The following is a 21,901-nucleotide window of genomic DNA, read 5'->3' on the forward strand; positions in this document are numbered from 1 at the left end:
GAGCGATCCCATGCAAAACATCCCCTTTTCCCGTCGCCGCTTCCTCGGTTCCATGCTGAGCCTGGCCGGTACCACGGCCGCCCCCTTCGCCATGAACCTGGCCGCCATGGGCAACGCCGCCGCGCAGTCGGCCGACGACTACAAGGCCATGGTCTGCCTGTTCATGGCAGGCGGCAACGACGCCTTTAACACGGTGCTGGCCACCGATCCCCCGTCATGGAATGAATACGCGCGCCTGCGCAACACCGGCGGCGCCGATTCCATCCACTTGCCCGGCGTGGGCGAGGCGGGCGGCGTATTGCCCATCGTACCCGCCACCGCGCAAACGGGCCGCGCCTTCGCCCTGCATCCCCAGCTGGCGCCCCTGAAAGACCTGTTCGACAATGGCCGCGCCGCCATCGTGGCCAATGTGGGCACCCTGATCCAGCCCGCCACCCTGGCGCAGTACAAGGCCGGCAGCGTGGCCTTGCCGCCCAAGCTGTTCTCGCACAACGACCAGCAGTCGACGTGGCAATCGGGTTCGCCGGAAGGGGCCAGCGTGGGCTGGGGCGGCCGGGTGGCCGACGTGGCCGGTTCGTTCAATACGAATGCCATGTTCACGGCCATTTCCGCGGCGGGCAACACCGTATTCCTCAGCGGGCGCCAGGTGCGCCAGTTCCAGGTAGGCCAGGCAGGCGCCGTGCCCATCCGGGGCCTGAGCGGCAGCCTGTATGGCGGCGCGGGCGCGCTGCAAGCCATCATCAATGATGCGGGCAGCGACCTGATCGAACAGGAACACGTGGCCGTCGTGCAGCGCGCCATTTCCAGCCAGAGCGTGCTCAGCGGCGCCATGCTGGCGGCCGGCGCGGGCGGCGTGCCCAATCCGCCACCCTATGTCAATCCGAACACGGGCGTGTCCGGCGTCAATCCGTTGGCCGTGCAATTGCAGACGGTGGCGCGCATCATCGGCGGGCGCGGCGCCCTGGGGGCGAAACGGCAAGTGTTTTATGTGACCTTGGGCAGTTTCGACACGCATGACCGGCAAAAAGTGCTGCATGCCGACCTGATGGCCCGCCTGGCCCATGCGCTTGCGTACTTCGACACAACCCTGGCAGCCCTGCAGGGCGCGGACCTGCGGCGCCAGGTGACGACGTTTACGGCGTCGGACTTCGGCCGCACCTTCAGCAGCAACGGCGACGGCACGGATCACGGCTGGGGCGCCCACCACTTTGTCGTGGGCGGCGCCGTGAAGGGCCGCGACATCTACGGTGCCTTCCCCGTCACGGGCGTCGGCCATGAGCTGGACGTCGGTTCCGGCGCCCTGCTGCCGACCACCTCCGTCGACCAGTACGGCGCCACCCTGGCCAAGTGGTTCGGCGTGGCCGACAGCCAGCTGGCCGAAGTGTTCCCGAACATCGGCAACTTCAGCCGGCGCGACCTGGGTTTCATGACGGCGGCTTAACCATTCACGGCGATCACGAGGGTAGCGACATAGCCATCGGTGGCATTGCCCGTCACCGTGGCCATCTGCAAACTGGCGCCGTCGCTGAAAACATTGTCGCTGGCATAGCTGATCTGCGCCAGGTTGCGCACGCTGGCCGTGTAGCCGCTGGCCGCATAGGCTTCGTTCAAGGTTGCCAGCGGGAAGGTGAACTGCGAGGTCTTGATGCGGTTCGAGGCAGAGGCCGCCTTGGCCGGGCTGGGATAGACCTCAAAGTGCACGTGCGGCATGCGCCCGGCGTAGCAGCCGGGAAAGATGGTCGTAAAGCTGACGTTGCCGGCGCTGTCCGTTTCCTGCACGCCGCGCAGGTAATTTTGCGCCGTCACGCCGCTCGAATACAGCGAATACAAGCCGTCGCGATCACAATGCCATACATATACGGCGTAGCCGGCCAGGCCGGCGCAGCCGCCGCTGGCGTTGAGCAGCTGCAACTTGATGGTCAATGGCACGCCCGCCGCCACACTAGTGGCGCCATTGAAACTGGCGCGGATATCGCTGCGCACGACGCCCGACTGGTTCAGCACGTTGATGATGCTGCCGCCGTTCGTGTTCGTGCCATCGGCCGGATACGGCCCGCCCGTTTCCTCGGCTATCACCGTGCAGGCGCCCGTGCCAGGTGTAGCCAGCGTGCCCGTGCTGGCGCCGCTGCTGGCCACCGTGCCACTGGCGTCCGACCCGCCACCGCAGCTGATCAAAGGCAAAGTGGCGGCGCCGGCCAGCAGCCAGCGCAGCACTTGCCGCCGCTCGGCCGCCTGTCGCCGCATCATTTCGAGGTCGGATGCCAGACCGTGATCATGTAATTCCATATATATTCCATCAAGTGGGGCAAGCCCGCCAAGGCGGGGTTCAGGCTGGCGCACAGGTACAGCGCCTGTGCCGCATGGCGCGAGAGCGCCTGGATGCTGCTGCCCGGACGCAAGGCATGGATGCGCATGCTGGCTCTCCCTGTGCTCGCGCCTGCTTACTCGGCGCGCTGAAGCTGACGCGGGCCCTGGCGGCTGTCGCGCCGCTGCTGCGCCTGCTGGCGCTGTTCCGGCGTCAGCACGGCCAGCAATTGCTGCTCGAGGCGCGCTTGCTGCAAGCTGATCTTCGCCATGGCTTGGCCCGCCATGTTGGCCAGCGCACTGGCTTTCACATCGTCGTAGGCGCTGGACGCAGCCAGTTCGCGCAACTGCTCATGCGCCTTGAAGGCGATCTTTTCCTGTTCCCGCAACTCGGGCGCCTGGGCGTAGGTGGCGGCGAAAATCTTGTCCTGCTGGGCTTCGCTCAACTCGATGCCGCGCATAAACGGCGGCAAGCCAGGCGCGCCGGGTCCGCCAGGACCATGGCTGACGCCGGGCGGCGGTCCTTGCTGGGCCAGCGCCAGCAGCGGCATGCTGCAGGCCGACAACAGCAACAGGGATACGACGATACTCAGGTATTTCATTGGTTTTCCTTTCGTGGCGGTCAGCCCTGATTGTCGGCGTCTGGCGTGTAAAGCAACGTTAGGGGCGCGTAAAAGCGTGTAAAGGAAGGGCCGGAAATGTAAGCGGACGTGTGTAAAAGCGGGTAAAACCGCCGTGAACCGTCCCTGTTGACTGCTATCATCGGGCGATATTCACCCGAAAAAAGCACAGGCATGAGCAAGGTTTTGTTAATCGATGACGACGTGGAACTGGTCGGCATGTTCCAGGAATACCTGACGCAGGAAGGTTTCGACGCCCGCGCCGTGCACGACGGCGAAAGCGGCGCGGCCGAAGCGCTGACGGGCCTGTACGCCATCGCCATCCTCGATGTCATGATGCCACGCATGAATGGCCTGGAAACCCTGCGCCGCATCCGCGCCGGCAGCAACCTGCCCATCTTGATGCTAACGGCGCGCGGCGACGATACGGACCGCATCGTGGGGCTGGAATTGGGCGCCGACGATTACGTGACGAAACCGTGCACGCCGCGCGAGCTGACGGCGCGCATCCGCGCCATCCTGCGCCGCGCGCAAGCGGCGCCACACGATGCGTCGGGCCTGGCGCCGCTGACCGTCGGGCAACTGACGATGTGGCCCGAACAGCGCCGCGTTTCCTGGGCCGGCGCGCACCTGGAACTGACGAGCACGGAATTCAACCTGCTGGAAGTGCTGGTACGCCATGCGGGCAAGCCCGTGAGCAAGAATCAATTGTCAGAACTGGGCCTGGGGCGCCCCATGGCCCGCTTCGACCGCAATATCGACGTGCACTTGAGCAGCCTGCGCCGCAAGCTCGGCAGCCTGGCCGACGGCCGCTCCTGCCTGCAGACCGTGTACCGCCTCGGCTACCAGCTGATCAAGGAGTAAGCGTGGGCCGTCTGTTCTGGAAGTTTTTTCTTTGCATCATGCTGGCGCAAGTGACGGCCACCATCGGCATCGGCGGCACCTTCTGGCTGAAAAACCGGGCTGCGCAGCAGGAACGGGCCCTCGACATCGACACCAGTCCGCCCGCGCAAATGATCATCGAAGCCGCCAGCGCCACCCTGGAAGCGGGTGGCAGCCAGGCCTTGCGGCAATTCCTCGGCAAGCTCGAACGCATGCGCGTGTTTGCCGTCGATGCCAAGGGACAAGAATTGATGGGCCGCGCCGTGCATCCCACCATGCTGGCCAAGGCGCGCGCCATGCTGGAGCAAAGCCAGGCCCATCCCGTCGTGCGCGAAGCGGCCGGCGGCGACGGCAAACGCTACTTGCTGTTCCTGCCCTCGTCCGAACGCTTCCGCAATGCCGAGGCGGGCGCCGCGCGCGACACGCTGAACGCCGTCGCCATGAGCGGCCCGCGTGCCATGGGACCCGCTCCACGACCCCACGAAGCGGGCGCCCCGCCGCCACGCGGCGAATTCGGCCGCGGCATGCCGCCGCGCATGGACACGCCCTATCGCAACTTCATTCCCCTGGCCGCCGCCATCGCCGCCAGCCTGTTGTTCGCCTTTTTGCTGGCCTGGTATTTTGCGCGCCCCATCCGAGACTTGCGGCAAGCATTCGAAGCCGCCTCGCACGGCAACCTGGCGCCGCGCTTTCACGCCAGCGGCAAGCGCGGCGATGAATTGACGGACCTGGGCCGCGATTTCGACCGCATGACGGGCCGCTTGCGCAACCTCATGGATAGCCAGACGCGCTTGCTGCATGACGTCTCGCACGAGCTGCGCTCGCCGCTGGCGCGCTTGCAGGCCGCCATCGGCCTGGCGCACCAGCAGCCGGAAAAGATGGCCGCCTCGATGCAGCGCATCGAACGCGAAAGCGAGCGCATGGATAAACTGATCGGCGAGCTGCTGACTCTGTCGCGGCTGGAGGCTGGCGCCGGGCAGGCGCACAGCGAAGACCTGGGCATCGCCGACCTCGTGCACGACATCGTGGATGACGCCCGTTATGAAGCCAGGGCGCGCCAGCTGGACATCGCGCTGGCGGGAGACGCGGCTACTGCCGACGCCTGCGTCACGGGCCAACCGGAACTGCTGGCGCGCGCAGTGGAAAACGTGGTGCGCAATGCCATCAAGCACAGCCCCGATGGAAGCACGGTGGAAGTGGAGCTGTCGCGCCAGACCGACTGGCTGCGCATCGCCGTGCTGGACCGGGGACCTGGCGTAGCCAGCGCCGACCTGGCCCGCATCTTTGAACCGTTCTTCCGCGCCAGCAATACCCAGCACGGCACGGATGGCCACGGCCTGGGCCTGGCCATCGCCCAGCACGTCATCAGCGCCCATGGCGGCCGCATCAGTGCCAGCTTGCGCAGCGGTGGCGGCTTGTGCGTGGAAATGCTGTTGCCCGTCAAAACGCCAGGCTGAGCTGTCGGCGAGCCTGGCGTTTTTTATGTGTGGATGTGTTGTTACGCCTGCGTATCGATGATGCTGCCCAGGGTCGACGCGCTCGACTTGGCCGGGCTGGCCGCCGTGTCGGCGCTGCCGGCCGTCTGATAGTCTTGTTGCGCCGCCTTCTGCGCGGCCGCCGCTTGCAACTGAGCAATTTGCGCCTGCAAGGCCTGGATTTGCTGCGCAAGCTGCTGCTGCAGCTTTTGCGACGCCTCCGTCTGCTCGCCCTTCTGCGACTCCGTCAATTGCTTTTGCGCCGCCGTGATCTGCTTTTGCAGCGCCGTGATCTGCGAACCGCTGCCCGCACTGGCGCTACCGGCTGCGCCGACTGCGCCGCCTGAACCGATTGCCGCTACCATACTGCCTCCTCAGTGTTTCAATACCAAGGTTAACGGCAGGCATGGGAGCGGAACTAGTGCGGCAGGTGTAAAGGCAGGTAAAGACGACTGACGCCCCCGCCCTTCACCGCGATCAGGTCTTCGGCAATGTCACGCCGACCTGGCCCTGGTATTTGCCTCCACGGTCCTTGTACGACGTTTCGCACACTTCATCGGACTCGAAGAACAGCACTTGCGCCACGCCTTCATTGGCGTAGATTTTCGCCGGCAACGGTGTCGTGTTGGAAAACTCCAGGGTCACATAGCCTTCCCATTCCGGTTCGAACGGGGTGACATTGACGATGATGCCGCAGCGCGCATAGGTGCTCTTGCCCAGGCAAATCGTCAGCACGTTGCGGGGAATGCGGAAGTATTCCACGGTACGGGCCAGCGCGAACGAGTTCGGCGGAATGATGCAATAGCCCTTGCCCGATACGTCGACGAAGTTATTTGCGTCAAAATCCTTGGGATCGACGATGGTGGTGTTGATGTTGGTGAACAACTTGAACTCGTCGGCGCAGCGGATGTCATAGCCATAGCTGGACGTGCCGTAGGACACGATGCGGTTGCCGTCGCGTTCCTTGACCTGGCCTGGTTCGAACGGCTCGATCATGCCCGTTGTTTCCGCCATGCGGCGTATCCATTTATCGCTTTTAATCGTCATCGCAGGGGTATCTTTCTAGAATATCGGAATGGCTGGGACCGCGCGCCTGCTGCAGGCGCGGCCCGGATGGCAGGATTTTACGCGAAAATCCCCCGCTGTTGGCCCCCATCGCCTGAAAATCCTTGGCGATATTCTATTGCTTCGCCAGCAATGCCGTGATCATCTCGCGCACCACTTGCGCCGTCAGTTCCGGGTTTTCCATGGGAAACAGATGGCCGCCCGGCACTTGGCGGAAAAACTTGCCGACCAGCTTGCGCGTGGCCTTCAAGCCCGCCTGGCGGCATTCCACCGATTCCGTGCCGCCGATAAAGCCGATGGGCACTGGAAAACCGTCCTTGACGAGAGCGCCAATATGGTGCGGCAAGCTGCGGTAGACGTCCGTTTCCACTTCCCGCGTAAAACGCAGCTGCACCCCTTCCGGATGCGGGGCCAGGCCGCTGTCGATGTAGTCGCGCAACACTTGCGGCGCCCAGATGGCGAACATCTCCTTGGCGGCAAAATGCTCATACGCGGCTTGCGCGTCCGGCCACAGCTTGCGCCGCCGGGCGGAAAAACGCGACGGCGAGAAACGCTCGCCCAGCGCCGTGTTGCGCGCCAGCCGCACCAGCAAGGCGCGCCAGCCCGCCACTACGGGCGAATCGAGCAAGACGACGCAGCGCACGAGGTCGGGCCGCTGCTTGGCCACCATCACGCTGAGCATGCCGCCGAGCGAATGGCCGACGAGGATCACGGGCGCGCTGTAGCGACGTTCAAGCTCGTCGATATACTCGCGCACCAACTCGGGCCAGCCCGTGCTGACGGGGTATTCCGGGTCGTGCGCATGCATGTCGAGCGCCTGCACGGTGTAATGCTGGCCCAGCAAGCCGAACAGCTTGCGGTAGGTGCCGGCAGGATAACTGTTGGCGTGGGCAAAGTGCAGTTGCGGGAGGGTCATCGTAGGGCGGTGCCGGTAAATGCGATAGGCAATTGTAATGGCATGCCGACAAGACGAATCAGAGGAAGACCTCTAATTGCGGGCGCACTGGCTCCATGCCTGGCACGAACGAGGCCAGCACTTCGCCCAGCTCGGCCATCGAATCCACCACGCAAAAAGCGCCGTCAAACGCGTGATGACGGTTCATGTGATTGCGCACGACGATGCATTCCAGCCCGGCCGCATTGGCGGCGCGCAAGCCGCGCGGCGAATCTTCCACGGCCACGCAGTCGGCGGCGGCCAGGCCCAGGCGCCGCAAGCCCAGCTGGTAGCCGTCCGGCGCCGGCTTGCTTTCGCCATACATTTCACGCGTCAGCACGAAGTCGAAGTGGCCGAGCATGCCTGTGGCCGCATGGCTGATCCGGAAATGCTGTTCGTAGGCACTGGTGACCACGCCCATCGCCACGTGCGGACGCAGCGCCGCCAGCACTTGCTTGACGCCGGGCATGGCCAGCTGGCGCGCCTGGCGCAAGCGTTCGGCAAACAGCACCGTGCGCTCGGCCCGCAGGCGCTCGACCAGCTCGATCTCGTGGCCCAGCCCCAGCAACACATGCCAGGCGCCGTAGTTATTATCTAGGAACCAGTCAAAGAATTGCTTCGGCGTCAGGTCTATGCCGTAGGGCAAGAGCAAGTCGCGGTTGCTTTCGTAAAACAGCTGTTCGGTATCGACCAGCACGCCATCGTTGTCCCACAGCACGCCCTGGATGGTTTTCATGGCTTGTCGGTCAAAAACTTACTTGAAGAAGATGTCGTAGGACAACTTCACGATCAGCAGCACCAGCAACACGAGGAAGAGGATGCGCACGAAGGCGGCGCCGCGGCGCACGGCGATCCATGTACCCGTCAAGGCGCCCAGGATATTGCACACGGCCATCGGTGCAGCGACGGCATACACCACGTGGCCGGCGGGAATGAAGAAGGCCAGCGCGGCCACGTTGGTGGCGATATTCACCAGTTTCGAGCAGGCCGAGGCAAGGATGAAATCGAAGCCGAAGACGCGGATGAACAGGAAAATCAAAAAGCTGCCCGTACCCGGCCCGAACAGGCCGTCATAAAAACCGATGGCGCCGCCGATGACGATGGCAAGGATACGTTCGCGCGGACCGATGGGACGCGCTTCGCGGGTCGTGCCGAAATCCTTCTTGATGAAGGTGTAGATGGCCATGATGATGATCAGCACCAGCACCATGGGACGTACCACCTGCTGCGGCACGTAGGACACGGCGGCCGCGCCGATGAAGGACATGACGAAGGCGCTGGCCACGGCCGGCAGCACCAGCAGCCACGGGATATGTACCTTGCCGACGAAGGAGCGGGCCGCAAACGTGGTGCCGCAGGCGGACGCCAGCTTATTCGTGCCCAGCAAGGACGTCGAAGCCATGTTCGGCATCAGGTTGAACAAGGCCGGCAGCTGTATCAGCCCGCCCCCGCCCACGGCGGCATCGATCAGGCCGGCAAAGAAGGCAAATAAACACAGCAGCGAGATGGTCAGCATGGTAGGCAATATGGAATGGGCGACAGCGGCAGTATAGGCGTCGTGGATTTTTTCCGATGCAACTTCAAATTGCGGAAAACGCAATCAGGCGTAACGCTTGACGGAATGCGCCCCATGCGATCTACTGGCCTCTTTTGCCGGGAGTGACGCGATGTCGATGAAACTGATGTGGGAGATCCGCGCCTTCTGCACCGTGGTGGAAAAGCGCAGCTTCATCCACGCGGCGCGCATGCTGGGACGCTCGCCATCGGCCGTCACGCGCGCCATCCAGTTCCTCGAGGAAGCCATCGGCGCCGAGCTGATCCTGCGCACGCAAAAACAGTTCACCCTGACGACGGCCGGCGAAACGTATTACGCATCGGCCAAGCACTTGCTGGAAACGCAGGCCGAGGCGGAAGACCAACTGGCGGAACTGAGCAACTCGCCGCAAGGCTGGGTGCGCCTCTCGGCGCCGGAAATCCTGTCCCTGGGATTCTTGCCAAAAGTGGTGGCGCAATTTTCGCGCGACTATCCGAACGTGTCGGTGGACATCCATTTCTCGGACAAATCGATCGACCCCATCCAGGAAAAGCTGGACTTCGCCATCCGCGGCGCCTTCCCCCAGTCGAGCGAGCTGATCGGCTATCCCCTGTGGAACTACCGCCGCTACATGTACGCCTCGCCCGACTATATAGAACGCATGGGCGCGCCCGAAGAGCCGGAAGAGCTGGCCGGCCACGACATCATCATGCACTCGGCCCCCCGCATCCTGCGCGACTGGCATTTCGTTTCCACCGAGCGCAACGTGCGCTACCAGGTGCAGCCGCGCTTCCGCTTCACTTCCGGCATCGCCACTTTTCAGGCCGCCCTGGAAGGAGCGGGCATCGTGCGCCTGGCCAGCTGGCTGGCCGAACCTGCCGTGGCCGCCGGCACCCTGCGCCGGGTCTGCACGGCCTACCGGCTGACGTCGTCGAAGGAGCTCGATCCCAGCATCCATGCCGTGTATGGCACGTCGAGGATGGCCAAGGGGGCGCGGCTGTTTCTGGAGTATGTGCGGCAGCGGGGGCTGGAGATACCGGACGAGCGGCACAGCTGACACTGCGCCGATGAACGGACGTTACGGCTTGATGCGGACGGAAACAGGCGTATCCAGGACCCACGCCACGTCATAGATAGGCGCGCTGCCGCGAAACGATATCGCGATGAGCTCCAGCAACGCTTCCGTTCCATGCGCGATAAAGGTTTCCACATAGCCGTCGGAACCCACATGGTGGTAAGCCACCTCCTTCGCTTTCACCAGCGGCGCCGGCCCGACGATGGCGGATCCCTGAAAGCGAAAAACCAGCACGCAGCCTTTTCTTTCCGCCTGCAAAAGCGCGCCCTGCAGTCCCTGCGACAGCGTCACGTGGCCAAAAACGCCTTGCAGCTGTCGCTGCTTCACTATGGCCTCGGCGGTTGACTCGTCCGTCACATGATACAGATAAGGGTGCTGCAGGCGAACGGCGTCAGCTGGCCGTCCTTGCAAATCATATGACAGCGTCTTCGACTGCTTGCTTTGGGAGCGGATCCGTGACTCGAAGTTGATCACCGGCACGGTCACCTTTTTCTTCCAACTAAACCAGCCCATCTCCACCCTTTCAGAATATTCCAGGCAGCACCGGGGCCGCCAACCCATGGCAGATATATACCATTAATGCAGCAGCGTCCGCTAGCGCCCATGCCAGTAGCGCGGCCGGCTGGCCCGATATCGCGTCACATCAATATCTTCGCCAAACTCCAGCACCACCGCCCCTTCCACATCCGTGCGCAGCCGGGCAATCCCCATATCGCCATAGCGCGCATACACTTGCGGCTTCGGATGTTTGTAGCGATTCCTGTGTCCCACCTGGAAAATCGCCAGGGTCGGATGGACGGCGTGCAAGAACGCCGGTGTCGATGACGTGCCGCTGCCATGATGGGGTGACAGCAGCACGTCGGCCGCCAGTTCGCCCTCCGCAGAACGGGCCAGCAATTGCGCCTCCTGCGCCGCTTCGATGTCGCCGGCCAGCAAGATCGAGTGCTTGCCTGCCGTGATTTTCACGGTACAGCTGCGGGCGTTCGGCTTCAGTGCAATGTCCGCGTGGCTGGCTGGCAATGGGTGCAGCATGGCGAAGTGCACGCCGTCCCAGGTCCAGCTCTGGCCCGCCATGCAGTGCAGATAGGGTCGGTGCGATTCCCGCTGGAACTCGACGGCCGGATGGCCGTCGAACAGCGACGAGGCCAGCCAGCCTACTTGCACGTTCTCCAGCAAGGACAGGGCGCCGCCCGCGTGATCGAGGTCGCTGTGGGAAATGATCACGCCGTCGAGCTTGGCGATGCCGCGTGCGCGCAGGTAAGGCACGATGACCCGGCTGGCGCCATCGGAATCGAGGCTGTAGGCGGGACCCGTGTCGTACAGCAGACGGTGGTCGTGGGTTTCCACCAGCACGGCCATGCCTTGCCCCACGTCGAAGGCCGTCACCCACAGCTGGCCCGGCGGCGGGCTGGACGGCAAAGCCGTCAGCAGCGGCAGCCAGCCCAGCATGCCCGCCCACCTATGGGGCCATCCGCGTGGCGCCAAGAGCCAGGCCGTGCCAAACAATGCCCAGCAAAAACTCCACATTGGGGGCGCGGGCGCCGTCCACACGGCAAAGCGGCGCGCGCCCAGCCATTCGAGCACCTGCGCCAGCATCTGCACGATGGCGTGCGCCAGCAACAGTACCCCGTCGGACAAAGGCGCAGGCAGCAGGCTACCCGCCAAGGACAAGGGCGTGACGACCAGGCTGATGACGGGAATGGCCAGCGCGTTGGCCACGGGGCTGACCAGCGACACTTGCGAAAACAGCAGCATCGTCAGCGGCACCAGCCCCATCGTCACCACATATTGCGTGTGCGCGCCCAGCGCCACGGCCGCGCGCAGGCGGCGCCAGCGGCCAGCCTGCGGCGGCATGGGCGTCGTGGTACGGCCCGCCGTCGCGTACAGCATGGTGGCGACGGCGCCGAACGACAGCCAGAAGCCGGGCCACAGCACGGCCCACGGATCGAGCAGCACGACGACACCCAGCGCCAGGCACAGCACGTGAACGATGCTGGTGATGCGTCCCAGCCACAGGGCCAGCGCCACCACCAGCAACATATACAAGGTGCGTTGCGCGGGCACGCCGAAGCCGGCCAGCAGCACATAAAAAAAGGCCGCCAGCGCACCGGCCAGCGCCGCCACCTTTTGCGCCGGCAGCCGCAGGGGCAGCTGCCAATCCGTGAAAAACGAACGGCGCCATAACGCGCCCGCGCCCAAGGCGAACAGTCCCGCGATCATGGTGATGTGCAAGCCGGAAATCGAAATTAAATGGCTCACACCCGTGCGGTTGAACACTTGCCAGTCCGACTGGGGAATGGCGCGCTGGTCGCCCACCACCAGCGCCACGATCACGCCCGCGTACTGCTTGCCTTCCAGGCTGCGGGCGATGCGTGCGCGCAAGGTCGCGCGGCTGGCCTCCACCACGTTGCTGAAGCCGGGCACGAAGGCGACCAGGCGCGCATTGGGCGTATCGGCGCGCGGCTGCGGCCGTACATAACCCGTGGCGCGCACGCCCTGCTCCAGCAGCCACGCCTCATAGTCAAAACCCATGGGGTTCGCATTGCCGTGCGGACGCTGCAGGCGCACCGTCAGCCGCCAGCGCTCGCCCGGCTGCACGTCGCCCACGGCGTTCGTCACCGCATCGCGAAAACCCGCGTACCAGGACAAAGCAATCAAGGGCGGCACCTTCGCGCCAACCGCCTTTTCCACGGCAAAGTTAAAGCGCACGCCCTGCTCGAAGCGGTACGGCAGGCTGGCGATGGTGCCCGTGACAACAATGTCCTGCCCTTCATCAGCCAGCGCCAGCTGCGGCGCCATGGCAGCCTGGGCCAGCCAGGCAGCCCAGTAAAAACCGAGGCCAACGCCAGCGGCGAGCGCAACAACGCAGCACCATCGCGCGTGGCGGCGCAGCAGCAGACTAGCCGTCAAACCTGTGCAAACGATCACCCACAGCAGCACGCCCGCGTGCGGCGGCAAGCTTGCCTGCGTCTGCAACCAGGCGGCGCCAGCGGCAAAGCCGAGTATCAGGATGCGCATGGGAAGGCGGAATCAAGGCAGAATCAGCTCGCTGCGAAAAGGGCTCAGCTACTGTGATCGTTTTCGACTCTTTGCCGTCTGATCTGGCGCAATGGTAGCGTGAATAAGTAAGCTCAGGCACGCCATCCGACACCACCGCAGGCGAAACTTCCCCCATGCTAAGATGGCCATCCGGCGCCCAGGCGCCACGACTTAGCGGATCTTGCATGACCCCACTGACAGCGGCCGAAACCTATTTGCAGGACTTTCATCAAAGGCAAGTGGGTGCGACCAGCGCCGCGTTTGCCCATCTGCCAGCCAGCTCCCCCGCCGGCAACTGGGCCTCGTCCTACGAAGTGCTGACCAGCCTGGTACCGGCCGTGGACAGGCCATTGAGCGTGCTCGACCTGGCCTGCGGCGACGGCCATCTGCTGGGTTTGCTGGCGGCCAGGCGGCAACCCCGGCTGCAACTGTTGGGCGTCGACATGAGCCAGAGTGAACTGGCCGCCGCGCGCGCCGCCCTGCCCGCCTCCGTGCGGCTGCTGTATGGACGCGGCCAGGCGCTCGATCTGCCGTCGGCCAGCGTCGATTATCTCGTCTCGCACATGGCGCTGATGCTGATGGACGACATCGAGCAAGTCGTGCGGGAAATGCGCCGCGTGCTGCGCCCCGGCGGCCAGTTCGCGGCCATCGTCGGCCGGACTTTCTTGCTGGGCGAAGTCAACGAGGTTTTCATGCGCGTGTTCAAACCGATCGCCAGCACCGAGCTGCCCCCGCTGCGCTTCGGCGACCGGCGCACAGGGTCCGAAGCAGGATGGCGCGAGTTGCTCGATGGCAGTTTTACAGACGTTGAATTCGACAACATCGACGTATCATGGACGCCCACGCCGGCTGAACTGTGGACGGCCCTGCTGGAAACCTACGATATCGACCGCCTGCACGACGGAGCCAGGCAGCGCCTGCGCAACGCGTTCCTGGACGCCGTGGCGCCGCTGCAAGCCGGTGACGGATTGATCGCCACCGGCTGGGGGCTACGCGCCGTACGCGCACGGGCGGTCTAAACTCCCATCGTCGCCAGTGACTGTCCGCATCACCTGCAAAAGGCCGCGATAGTGGCTGCCACGGCGCACAGCACTGCTACTGTCCATTGCAGGTTTGCTGGCAGGCGGACCGTTCGGCGTTGCACTCTGCTTGAGCGGTACCGCCAGCAATGCAAGCCCGCCATTCGGCAGCGCAGGCGCTATAGCAGCTTGCAAAGGCTGGCGTCGCAGTCACCGCCAAACCGAGACCTGACGCAAAAAGAAATGCAGCGAGCTTTTTATTCATGGTGTTCTCCAAAGTTGGATGGCTGATGAATCCCTGCGCGCGCCATCCACTGGCGCAGGGCTACATACACAAGTATGTCGGGTGTCATCGCAAGCTGGCCGTGCGTCAGCGCGAAGTGAAAAGTCCTGCGGCCGCCAAAGGATACTGGAGCACCGCCAAATCAAAGCCGTTCATCTAAACGCGGCGCGCCCCAGCTGATAGCCAGACCAGCAGCCAGAATAATGCCGCGCATCGCCGCCAATTTCCGATATGTTGAAAACAGGCAAAAATTTCTCCTCGCGAAATATGAGTCCATAATCAGCTCGCCATTATTAATTGTCAAGATAATTAAATTTCATTTAGCACCATCGGATAATTCCTCATGCAATGACAAATACAGCCGCGATACGGAAACGGTGCCGTATTGCCTCATTTTAAATCGACAGAACTGGAAGGTTTATTCAGTCATGCCGGCTGCTGCTGTCGCATGGCAGAGCGACGGCAATGACTCATTGTCTGGCAAGCGCAAGAAAACAATGCGCACATGATACGAATATCATCACTCTTAATATCAATGAAAACTTACTCTTTGTCATTATCGACAGTTAAGTCTTCATAATAAAATTCACAAAATAAAAAAAAATTAATAAAAATATATTTATAAAATTTCCAGTTGAATAAAATCCAGCAAAAATAAACCGATGAGCACAAAGCACCAGATATCGCATTCCCGTTTGGTGTTCAAGAAAAGTGATTCATCAGAGGGGAAACGCCGCACTCAATGCCTGCCAGTTTCTTATCCGGGCCAGGGAATCAGTACTTTAAAAATCAGCGCTACGGCAACAAGCACTCCGTGCGCCGGGAAAAATCTTTGCCCGGCGCACGGTATAATCGGCCTCGCTTACTTCAACACCCAGGCACGACATGACTTCCTCCGCACTTCCTCCCGACACTTCCACCGACATCTCCGACAGCAGCGAAGACAATAACGACGCCACCCTCGTCGCGGAACTGGGGGAACTGGCCGAGCATATCCGCCTCGTCAAGATGGAAGGCCGCGTCTTCGTGCGCTTTTCCGGCGTGGTCAAGGCCGGCCACCTGGTGGTGCCGTATGCGCTCGTACCAAGCCAAGGCGTGCTGGCGCGGCCGGCCAAGTGGCGCAAGATGGACCGCGAGGCCAAGCTGGCCCTCGTGCGAGAACGGGCCAGCGCGGCCGTCTTCGAGGAGCTGCGCCAGCACGTGATCGATTTCGTCGCCGATATCGCGGGCCTGAGCGAGGATGTGGACACGGACCCGATGGTTTTCCTGCACACACTGGCCGACATGCAGACGTCGGAGCCGGCCGGCATGGTGTTCGACCGCATCCGCCAGCGCTTCCATCACGCCATCGAACGCCAGCAGGAAGAACAGCACGCGGCGCGCACGCGCCAGAGCATCAACCTGGCCGAATACCCCGCCTCGTTCGAGATGGCGCGCCGCCTGCCGCGCCGCTTCGTCGCGCTGCTGGGTCCCACGAATTCCGGCAAGACGCACCGCGCCATGGAAGCGCTGGTCAAGGCCAAGAGCGGCATCTACCTGGCGCCATTGCGCTTGCTGGCCCTGGAAAACTACGAACGCCTGCAGGAAGCCGCGCCGCATGGCAAACCGCTGGCCGTGAGCCTGATCACGGGCGAGGAGCGCCGGGTCGTCGACGGCGCCACGCACGTGGCCAGCACGGTGGAAATGCTGGACACGAAAACCGTCGTGGAAGTGGCCGTCATCGATGAAATCCAGATGCTGGCCGACCCTGACCGGGGCGCCGCATGGACGGCGGCCGTGTGCGGCGCGCCCGCCCACACCGTGTATCTGGTAGGAGCGCCCGAAGCGCGGCGCGCCATCGAAGCGCTGGCCGAGCGCCTGGAATGCCCGCTGGAAGTGCATGTCTTGAAACGCATGGCGCCCCTGTCGATGGAGCCGACGGCCGTGCGCAAGGTGCGCAACCTGCGCCGCGGCGACGCCGTCATCGCCTTTTCGCGCCGCGAAGTGCTGATGTGGCGCGACATGATCACGGAAACGGGGCTGTCGGTGGCCACCGTCTACGGCAACCTGTCGCCCGAAGTGCGGCGCGCGCAGGCGCAGCGCTTCCGCGACGGCACGGCCGATATCGTCGTCGGTACGGATGCGCTGGCGATGGGCCTGAACATGCCGATCGCGCGCATCGTGATGACCACCTGCGTCAAATACAATGGCCGCGAAGAGGAAGAGATTTCAGCCGCGCTGGCGCGCCAGATCGCCGGGCGCGCGGGCCGCTACGGCGTGCATGAAGAGGGCCTCGTGGCCGGCTATGACAACGAAACGCATGAAGTGATGCGCGCCCTTCTCAAGGAAAAGCTGCACCCGCTGAACACGAGCGGCTTTGCCGTGGCGCCGTCGCTCGAACATCTGCACCGTATTTCATCGGTGACGGGCGAGCTGTCGCTGTCCAAGCTGCTGCGCCGCTTCATCCACAATATCGATGTGCCGGACGGCTTCTTCTTTCCCCGTATCACGGAAGACCAGAAGGAGCGTGCCGTCTGGCTCGACACCCTGCCCCTGTCCGTGGCCGACAAGTTCACCCTGTCGCTGGTGCCGATATCGAGCAAGGTGCCGTCCCTGCAAACGGCGTGGGAACACTGGGCGAAGAATCTGTCGCAGGGAAAAACGAGCACCTTGCGCCAGCATGCGTACGGCGGCGGCACGCAGAATCTGCAGCAGGTGGAAGACACTTGCCGCTACTACTCGGCCTATGCGTGGCTCAGCTACCGCCTGCCCGAATTCTTCCCCGATATCTCCGTGGCGCAAAACCTGTCGCGCGACGCGTCCGAGCGGGTCGACTCCATCCTGCGCGCGCACAATGCGGCGTCGCGGGGACGCTCGAAGAAGTTCAAATAGGCGTAAAAAGTAAGCGTCAACCGAGGGGCCAGAACCAGACCTCGCCGCAGTCCCAGTAGCACTCGGTGCCGCAGATTTTCACGCCGATGGAGGGCAGCAGGATGTCGATATGCCCGCCCGCGCCGCCCAGGTAGCCTGGAATGCGGAAGAAGGCGACGAGGCCCTGGCGCTGGCCGATGCCCTCCATGGCCGCATCGCTGCTGAATTTTTCGGGCACGCCGAACATCGATGGGCTGGCCAGCATGTGCGACAACTTGGCCTGTCCCGGTTCGATCAGCGCCCCCTTGAATGGCCCCCTGCGGATGGCCATGCGGCCCTTGACCTGGACGCCGGCCTTGATCAGGGCCAGGCTGACGCGGATGGCGCAGGTGTTGGCAAAGCTGTCCTTGCCGATCAAGTCTTCCCATCCGATTTCGCGGAACAGGGCCGCCTGGTCGACGGCCGCCACGCTCGCGTAATTGTCACGCAGCTTGATGAATGCAGGTTTCACGCCAGCCTCCCGTTGCCCCTGGTCGACAGGGAACATCAGGCCGATTGTAGGAGGATGCGGCAGCCCCGCACTGAGCGAGGTCAAGCATTGGTCCGGTAGGTCGGGTTAGGCCAAAGGCCGCAACCCGACAACACCAATAAAGCCAACAATGATGTCGGATTACGCGCGGCGTTGCCCCGCTAATCCGACCTACACGTACGAGACCGGTGAAAGTTATGGTTTGGCCACCTCGTAATGCAACTTGAGCACCAACCCATTATGGTCGTCAGCCATATAGATATCGCCATCCTGCCCCAGCTTCACGTCCACGGGCGCGCCCCTGCCCTGCTTGCCCTTGCGCTCCCAGTTGCCGATCAGTTCGACGGATTTTCCCAGCGGCGCGCCGGCCTTGTCGGGCAGCAGGGCCACCAGGCGGTGGCCGTTGCTGCGGTAGCCGTGGTAGCCGATGATCAGGCTATTCTTGTACAGCGCCGGGAAGCGGCTGGCCGTGTAAAAGGTCATGCCCAGCGGTGCGGCGTGGCCGGGCAGCAAGCGCTGCGGCGCCGCGTATTGGGCGTCGCAAGCCGTCTTCGGATATTCGGGACTAGCGACATTGTCGTCATAGCAGTACGGCCAGCCGTAGTGCCGGTCGGCCTTGATCAGATTCAGTTCCTCGTGCGGCAGGTTTTCGTCGCTTTTCAACTGAGGCATGGCGGCCTGGATGGCGTCGCGCGCGTTTTCCGCCTGCCACAGCTCGCCCGTCGCAGGGTGAAAAGCCAGCGCCATCGAGTTGCGCAAGCCGCGCGCATGCGTGCGCCAGCTCGTCACCGTGCCAGCCGGCCAGGCCATCGTGTATTCGCGGATGGCGCCCAGCGCTTCCAGCCCCTCCGCCGAAGGACAGGCCTTGGCCGGATCGGGCGCCTTGCCGTCGTTCTCGCAATGGTCGGTGCTCGAGCCCACGTTCACGTACAGGTCGCCCTTGGGGCTGAAGCGCATGTTCGTCAGCAGGTGCAAACCGAGGCCCGGCAGGCGCGGCGTCTTGGACGTGCCGCCGATCACGTCGGTGAGCTTTCGGGTGGTGTCGCGCAGGTCGAAGCGGAAGATGCGTCCCACCTCGCCCACATAGACCATGCCGTCCGGCCCCTGCACGATGCCGTTCGGGCGATCGAGCTTGTCGAGCAGCAGCTTGCGCTCGTAGCCGCCACCGGCCGCCTTGGGCTGCAACAGCCACAATTTACCCTGCTTCGGCGCCCAGCCCACCATGTCCGTGACGAGGATGTCGCCATTCGTCAGCGGCAGCACGCCACGCGGGAACTTCAGGCCATCGGCCAGCACGGCCACGCAAAAGCCGGCCGGCGTGGTGACGTCGAGGCGGGGCATGCCGTCGCACTGGGCGCTTTGCGCCGCCATGGCGGGAGCAAACGCACCGGACAGGCAGGCGGCCAGGATGATCTTGTTGTTCATTGCGGTCTCATTCCATCAAGGGTAGTCGGGGCAGTACGGCGCGCGCGTTGGCGCTGGTGGCAACGGCCACGTCGGCCAATGCCAGGCCGCGCAGCTCGGCCAGCACGGCGCCGATGCGCGGCAATTCTTCGGGGCTGTTGCGGCCAGGGTGGACCCAGGCAGGGGAAATATCGGGCGCGTCCGTCTCCAGCACGATGGCGGCCAAAGGCAACTCCGTGGCCATGCGGCGTATCTGCAAGGCGCGCGTAAACGTCATGGCGCCGCCGAACCCCAGCTTGAAACCCAGGTCGATATAGCCCTGCGCCTGCTGGAAGCTGCCATTGAAGGCATGGGCGATGCCGCCGTTCGGGCGAATCTGGCGCGCGTGCTTGAGGACGATATCCTGCGAGCGTCGCACGTGGGCCAGCACGGGCAAATCGAAATCGCGGGCGATTTTCAATTGCTCGCGCAAAAAATGCTCCTGCTTGACGCGCATGGCCGGTTCGCACAGCATGGGGATGAAGAAATCGAGGCCGATTTCGCCGATGGCGACAAAACGCGGGTCATTCATGGCCAGCGCCACGGCATCGCGCAGGGCGATCAAATCGTCTTCGGTGGCGTGCGGCACGTAGATCGGGTGGATGCCCAGCGCATAGCCGGCGTTGGGCGCCGCTGCCGCCATGTCGCGCACGATGGCGAAATTGGCCCGTTCGATAGCGGGAATGACGATCATGCCCACGCCCTGCTGCTGCGCGCGCGCCGCCACCTGCAGCGATTCGCTGCCGAATTCATGCGCGTCGAGGTGGCAGTGCGTGTCGATCCACAGCATGGCGGTTCCTTAGTATTGCTCAGTATTGATAAGGTTGCAGCCCTTCGTCCGTCAGGCGCAGCACGCGGTCGCAACGCTTGGCCAGCTCGATATCGTGCGTGACGATGACGAAGGCCGTGCCCAGGGTGCGCGACAGTTCCAGCATCAGGTCGAAAATCTGTTCGGCCGTGGCGTGATCGAGATTGCCCGTCGGTTCATCGGCCAGCACGCAGGCCGGCTGCGTGACGAGAGCGCGGGCCAGGGCCACGCGCTGGCGCTCGCCGCCAGACAATTCACCGGGCGTGTGCGTGACCCGCTTGGCCAGGTTCACGCGCGTAAGGATCTGCTGCGCCAGCTCGGTGGCGGGCGCGCGCTTCATGCGCCGTATCATCAAGGGCATGGCGACGTTGTCGAGTGCGGAAAACTCGGGCAGCAGGTGGTGGAACTGGTAGACAAACCCCAGCGAGGCATTGCGCAAGTCGCCGCGCGCCTTTTCGCTGAGGGTGGCGAAGTCCTTGCCCAGCAGGGTGACTTTGCCGCTGGTGGGCGTATCGAGGCCGCCCAGCAAGTGCAGCAAGGTCGATTTGCCGGAGCCGGATGCGCCGACGATGGCGACCCGCTCGCCGCGGTGGACGTCGATGTCGATGCCGGCCAGCACCTGCACTTTGTAGCTGCCCTGCGTGAAAGTCTTGCCCAGGCCGCGGCAGGAAAGGACGGCGGAATCGGCGGAAGCGCCGTTGGAGGCAGGTTTGTTCAGATCGGTCATGGTAGTCGTCAGTGGTTTATTCATAGCGCAGGGCTTCCGCAGGTTTCACGCGGGCAGCCCACCAGCTTGGGTACAGGGTCGCCAAAAAGGCGAGGATCACGGCCAGCACGCCGATCTTGGTGACGTCGGGCCAGCGCAGGTCGGACGGCACGGTGCTGATGAAATAGATGTCCTTGGAAAGGAACTGCACGCCCAGCAAATGCTCGATGAACGGCACGATGACGTCGATGTTCATCGCCACCAGCACGCCGCCGCCCACGCCCAGGATCGTGCCCAGGATGCCCACCAGCGCGCCCTGGATCATGAAGATCTTCATGATGGAACGGGGCGAAGCGCCCAGGGTGCGCAGAATCGCGATATCGGCCTGCTTGTCCGTCACCGTCATCACCAGGGTCGAGACCAGGTTGAAGGCGGCCACCGCGATGATCAGGGTCAGGATGATGAACATCATGCGCTTTTCCGTCTGCACGGCAGCGAACCAGTTGGCGTTCAGCTTCGACCAGTCGCGCAGCCACAGGTCACCCGGCATGGTTTTTTTCAGTTCCGCCGCCACTTGCGGCGCCTGGTTCATGTCGGCCAGGCGCAGACGCAGGCCCGATGGGCCGTCAAGGCGCAGCAAACGCTGGCCATCCTCGATATTGATGAAGGCCAGGCCCGCGTCGAATTCATTGTGGCCCGCCTGGAAGATGCCGCTGACGGTAAAGCTGCGCATGCGCGGCAGCACGCCAGCCGGCGTGACCTGGCCCTGCGCCAGCATCAAGGTGACTTTTTCGCCGAGGTTGACGCGCAAGGCGCGCGCCAGCTCGATGCCCAGCACGATATTGAAGGTGCCCGGCTGCAGCGCCTTGAAGCTGCCCATGCGCGTCTGGCCGGCCACGTCGGACACGTTCGGCTCTTCCTCGGGCAGCACGCCGCGCACGATGGCGGGGCGCAGCGCATCGTCGCGCAGCAGCATGCCCTGCGTTTCCACGAACGGCGCGGCGCCCTTCACGGCCGGATTCTTGAACGCTTGCGCCGCTTCGGCGCGCCAGTCCGGCATGCTGCCGCTGTTGTCGAACACTTCCACATGGGCCAGCACGGACAGCATGCGGTCCGTCACTTCCTTCTGGAAGCCGTTCATCACGGACAGCACGACGATCAGCGCCGCCACGCCCAGGCCGATGCCGGCCATGGAAATGAGCGAGATAAAGGAGATAAAACTGTTGCGGCCACTGCGCTTGCCGGCCCGCGTGTAGCGCAGGCCGACCAGCCATTCGAAAGGAAGATTTTTTAACATGCTCATTGATTCATTAATTCTTTTGTAAGCAACATATC

23 protein-coding genes are annotated in these 21,901 nt (G+C 63.6%); 7 read left to right on the forward strand and 16 right to left on the reverse strand.

All coding sequences use genetic code 11. From position 1 onward, the window contains the following. Positions 1–10: 10 nt before the first annotated feature. Positions 11–1,441, forward strand: coding sequence for a DUF1501 domain-containing protein (locus tag VM94_RS08015; protein WP_046682962.1), 1,431 nt, complete (start codon positions 11–13; stop codon positions 1,439–1,441). On the opposite strand, the gene VM94_RS08020 is transcribed toward VM94_RS08015, so the two are convergent. From VM94_RS08020 to VM94_RS08025, 3 genes are read right to left on the reverse strand one after another with little or no spacing between them, the layout of a single operon-like run. Beyond that, the gene (locus VM94_RS08020; protein ID WP_046682963.1) at positions 1,438–2,286 is read right to left on the reverse strand and encodes a dioxygenase family protein; all 849 of its coding nucleotides are present in this window, start codon (positions 2,284–2,286) and stop codon (positions 1,438–1,440) included. The genes VM94_RS08015 and VM94_RS08020 overlap by 4 nt on opposite strands. Next, positions 2,244–2,414, reverse strand: a complete 171-nt coding sequence (locus VM94_RS28490) for a hypothetical protein (RefSeq protein ID WP_160309284.1) — start codon at positions 2,412–2,414, stop codon at positions 2,244–2,246. The genes VM94_RS08020 and VM94_RS28490 overlap by 43 nt, the downstream gene beginning before the upstream one ends. Positions 2,415–2,441: 27 nt before the next feature. Next, on the reverse strand, positions 2,442–2,906 hold the full coding sequence (locus VM94_RS08025; protein WP_046682964.1) for a Spy/CpxP family protein refolding chaperone: 465 nt from the start codon (positions 2,904–2,906) through the stop codon (positions 2,442–2,444). A gap of 192 nt (positions 2,907–3,098) precedes the next feature. Between VM94_RS08025 and VM94_RS08030 the strand changes: the two genes are divergently transcribed. Both VM94_RS08030 and VM94_RS08035 read left to right on the forward strand, forming a co-directional pair. Beyond that, entirely contained in the window at positions 3,099–3,788 is a 690-nt protein-coding gene (locus VM94_RS08030; RefSeq protein WP_034755491.1) for a response regulator transcription factor, read from the forward strand. Positions 3,789–3,790: 2 nt separating this feature from the next. Further along, a complete protein-coding gene (locus VM94_RS08035) occupies positions 3,791–5,263 on the forward strand; it encodes a sensor histidine kinase (protein WP_046682965.1) in 1,473 nt (490 codons plus the stop codon). A gap of 41 nt (positions 5,264–5,304) precedes the next feature. Here VM94_RS08035 and VM94_RS08040 read toward each other — a convergent pair whose 3' ends face one another. From VM94_RS08040 to VM94_RS08060, 5 genes are all read right to left on the reverse strand, one after another. After that, entirely contained in the window at positions 5,305–5,646 is a 342-nt protein-coding gene (locus VM94_RS08040; RefSeq protein ID WP_046682966.1) for a FlxA-like family protein, read from the reverse strand. 112 nt (positions 5,647–5,758) lie between these two features. Then, positions 5,759–6,328, reverse strand: a complete 570-nt coding sequence (gene dcd / locus VM94_RS08045) for a dCTP deaminase (RefSeq protein ID WP_034755486.1) — start codon at positions 6,326–6,328, stop codon at positions 5,759–5,761. 133 nt (positions 6,329–6,461) lie between these two features. After that, a complete protein-coding gene (locus VM94_RS08050; protein ID WP_046682967.1) occupies positions 6,462–7,262 on the reverse strand; it encodes an alpha/beta fold hydrolase in 801 nt (266 codons plus the stop codon). 58 nt (positions 7,263–7,320) lie between these two features. Further along, the gene (locus VM94_RS08055) at positions 7,321–8,016 is read right to left on the reverse strand and encodes an HAD family hydrolase (RefSeq protein ID WP_046682968.1); all 696 of its coding nucleotides are present in this window, start codon (positions 8,014–8,016) and stop codon (positions 7,321–7,323) included. 18 nt (positions 8,017–8,034) lie between these two features. After that, entirely contained in the window at positions 8,035–8,796 is a 762-nt protein-coding gene (locus tag VM94_RS08060; RefSeq protein ID WP_034756294.1) for a sulfite exporter TauE/SafE family protein, read from the reverse strand. Positions 8,797–8,947: 151 nt separating this feature from the next. Here VM94_RS08060 and VM94_RS08065 point away from each other — a divergent pair, with 151 nt between their 5' ends. Continuing rightward, positions 8,948–9,871 carry a LysR family transcriptional regulator gene (locus tag VM94_RS08065; protein WP_046682969.1) on the forward strand — a complete coding sequence of 308 codons (924 nt, stop codon included), beginning with the start codon at positions 8,948–8,950 and terminating at the stop codon, positions 9,869–9,871. 21 nt (positions 9,872–9,892) lie between these two features. Here the strand turns inward: VM94_RS08065 and VM94_RS08070 are convergent, their stop codons facing one another. Then, positions 9,893–10,402: a hypothetical protein gene (locus VM94_RS08070; RefSeq protein WP_046682970.1), complete on the reverse strand. Its 510-nt coding sequence runs from the start codon at positions 10,400–10,402 to the stop codon at positions 9,893–9,895. Positions 10,403–10,483: 81 nt separating this feature from the next. Then, positions 10,484–12,907, reverse strand: a complete 2,424-nt coding sequence (locus VM94_RS08075) for a DNA internalization-related competence protein ComEC/Rec2 (protein ID WP_046682971.1) — start codon at positions 12,905–12,907, stop codon at positions 10,484–10,486. 206 nt (positions 12,908–13,113) lie between these two features. On the opposite strand from VM94_RS08075, the gene VM94_RS08080 reads away from it, so the two are divergent. Beyond that, positions 13,114–13,947, forward strand: coding sequence for a class I SAM-dependent methyltransferase (locus VM94_RS08080; protein ID WP_046682972.1), 834 nt, complete (start codon positions 13,114–13,116; stop codon positions 13,945–13,947). Positions 13,948–14,023: 76 nt separating this feature from the next. Here VM94_RS08080 and VM94_RS28150 read toward each other — a convergent pair whose 3' ends face one another. Continuing rightward, a complete protein-coding gene (locus tag VM94_RS28150) occupies positions 14,024–14,212 on the reverse strand; it encodes a hypothetical protein (RefSeq protein WP_138829118.1) in 189 nt (62 codons plus the stop codon). 221 nt (positions 14,213–14,433) lie between these two features. Between VM94_RS28150 and VM94_RS28155 the strand changes: the two genes are divergently transcribed. Together VM94_RS28155 and VM94_RS08090 are read left to right on the forward strand one after the other, a co-directional pair. Then, a complete protein-coding gene (locus VM94_RS28155) occupies positions 14,434–14,739 on the forward strand; it encodes a hypothetical protein (RefSeq protein WP_138829119.1) in 306 nt (101 codons plus the stop codon). Between the two features lie 376 nt (positions 14,740–15,115). Next, complete coding sequence (locus VM94_RS08090; RefSeq protein WP_046682974.1) at positions 15,116–17,101, forward strand: helicase-related protein; 1,986 nt, start codon at positions 15,116–15,118, stop codon at positions 17,099–17,101. Between the two features lie 16 nt (positions 17,102–17,117). Here VM94_RS08090 and VM94_RS08095 read toward each other — a convergent pair whose 3' ends face one another. The 5 genes from VM94_RS08095 to VM94_RS08115 all read right to left on the reverse strand — a co-directional run bounded on the left by VM94_RS08095 (position 17,118) and on the right by VM94_RS08115 (position 21,869). Next, positions 17,118–17,591 carry a T6SS effector amidase Tae4 family protein gene (locus VM94_RS08095; RefSeq protein WP_046683129.1) on the reverse strand — a complete coding sequence of 158 codons (474 nt, stop codon included), beginning with the start codon at positions 17,589–17,591 and terminating at the stop codon, positions 17,118–17,120. Positions 17,592–17,804: 213 nt separating this feature from the next. Then, on the reverse strand, positions 17,805–19,034 hold the full coding sequence (locus VM94_RS08100) for a PQQ-dependent sugar dehydrogenase (RefSeq protein WP_052755625.1): 1,230 nt from the start codon (positions 19,032–19,034) through the stop codon (positions 17,805–17,807). A gap of 7 nt (positions 19,035–19,041) precedes the next feature. Continuing rightward, positions 19,042–19,839 (reverse strand): TatD family hydrolase, encoded by a 798-nt coding sequence (locus VM94_RS08105; RefSeq protein WP_046683131.1) that lies wholly within the window; start codon positions 19,837–19,839, stop codon positions 19,042–19,044. Between the two features lie 22 nt (positions 19,840–19,861). Then, complete coding sequence (gene lolD, locus VM94_RS08110; protein WP_035819561.1) at positions 19,862–20,587, reverse strand: lipoprotein-releasing ABC transporter ATP-binding protein LolD; 726 nt, start codon at positions 20,585–20,587, stop codon at positions 19,862–19,864. 16 nt (positions 20,588–20,603) lie between these two features. Further along, positions 20,604–21,869, reverse strand: coding sequence for a lipoprotein-releasing ABC transporter permease subunit (locus VM94_RS08115; protein ID WP_046682975.1), 1,266 nt, complete (start codon positions 21,867–21,869; stop codon positions 20,604–20,606). Positions 21,870–21,901 lie beyond the last annotated feature (32 nt).

The sequence above is a fragment of the Janthinobacterium sp. KBS0711 genome, assembly GCF_000988085.1.
Taxonomy (GTDB): domain Bacteria; phylum Pseudomonadota; class Gammaproteobacteria; order Burkholderiales; family Burkholderiaceae_D; genus Janthinobacterium; species Janthinobacterium lividum_E.

Excerpts from the sequence above, each read along its gene's own strand:
- VM94_RS08015 (WP_046682962.1), top strand. The coding sequence starts at position 11 with ATGCAAAACATCCCCTTTTCCCGTCGCCGCTTCCTCGGTTCCATGCTG.
- VM94_RS08020 (WP_046682963.1), bottom strand. The coding sequence starts at position 2,286 with ATGGAATTACATGATCACGGTCTGGCATCCGACCTCGAAATGATGCGG.
- VM94_RS28490 (WP_160309284.1), bottom strand. The coding sequence starts at position 2,414 with ATGCGCATCCATGCCTTGCGTCCGGGCAGCAGCATCCAGGCGCTCTCG.
- VM94_RS08025 (WP_046682964.1), bottom strand. The coding sequence starts at position 2,906 with ATGAAATACCTGAGTATCGTCGTATCCCTGTTGCTGTTGTCGGCCTGC.
- VM94_RS08030 (WP_034755491.1), top strand. The coding sequence starts at position 3,099 with ATGAGCAAGGTTTTGTTAATCGATGACGACGTGGAACTGGTCGGCATG.
- VM94_RS08040 (WP_046682966.1), bottom strand. The coding sequence starts at position 5,646 with ATGGTAGCGGCAATCGGTTCAGGCGGCGCAGTCGGCGCAGCCGGTAGC.
- dcd (WP_034755486.1), bottom strand. The coding sequence starts at position 6,328 with ATGACGATTAAAAGCGATAAATGGATACGCCGCATGGCGGAAACAACG.
- VM94_RS08050 (WP_046682967.1), bottom strand. The coding sequence starts at position 7,262 with ATGACCCTCCCGCAACTGCACTTTGCCCACGCCAACAGTTATCCTGCC.
- VM94_RS08055 (WP_046682968.1), bottom strand. The coding sequence starts at position 8,016 with ATGAAAACCATCCAGGGCGTGCTGTGGGACAACGATGGCGTGCTGGTC.
- VM94_RS08060 (WP_034756294.1), bottom strand. The coding sequence starts at position 8,796 with ATGCTGACCATCTCGCTGCTGTGTTTATTTGCCTTCTTTGCCGGCCTG.
- VM94_RS08065 (WP_046682969.1), top strand. The coding sequence starts at position 8,948 with ATGTCGATGAAACTGATGTGGGAGATCCGCGCCTTCTGCACCGTGGTG.
- VM94_RS08070 (WP_046682970.1), bottom strand. The coding sequence starts at position 10,402 with ATGGGCTGGTTTAGTTGGAAGAAAAAGGTGACCGTGCCGGTGATCAAC.
- VM94_RS08075 (WP_046682971.1), bottom strand. The coding sequence starts at position 12,907 with ATGCGCATCCTGATACTCGGCTTTGCCGCTGGCGCCGCCTGGTTGCAG.
- VM94_RS08080 (WP_046682972.1), top strand. The coding sequence starts at position 13,114 with ATGACCCCACTGACAGCGGCCGAAACCTATTTGCAGGACTTTCATCAA.
- VM94_RS28150 (WP_138829118.1), bottom strand. The coding sequence starts at position 14,212 with ATGAATAAAAAGCTCGCTGCATTTCTTTTTGCGTCAGGTCTCGGTTTG.
- VM94_RS28155 (WP_138829119.1), top strand. The coding sequence starts at position 14,434 with ATGCCGCGCATCGCCGCCAATTTCCGATATGTTGAAAACAGGCAAAAA.
- VM94_RS08090 (WP_046682974.1), top strand. The coding sequence starts at position 15,116 with ATGACTTCCTCCGCACTTCCTCCCGACACTTCCACCGACATCTCCGAC.
- VM94_RS08100 (WP_052755625.1), bottom strand. The coding sequence starts at position 19,034 with ATGAACAACAAGATCATCCTGGCCGCCTGCCTGTCCGGTGCGTTTGCT.
- lolD (WP_035819561.1), bottom strand. The coding sequence starts at position 20,587 with ATGACCGATCTGAACAAACCTGCCTCCAACGGCGCTTCCGCCGATTCC.
- VM94_RS08115 (WP_046682975.1), bottom strand. The coding sequence starts at position 21,869 with ATGAGCATGTTAAAAAATCTTCCTTTCGAATGGCTGGTCGGCCTGCGC.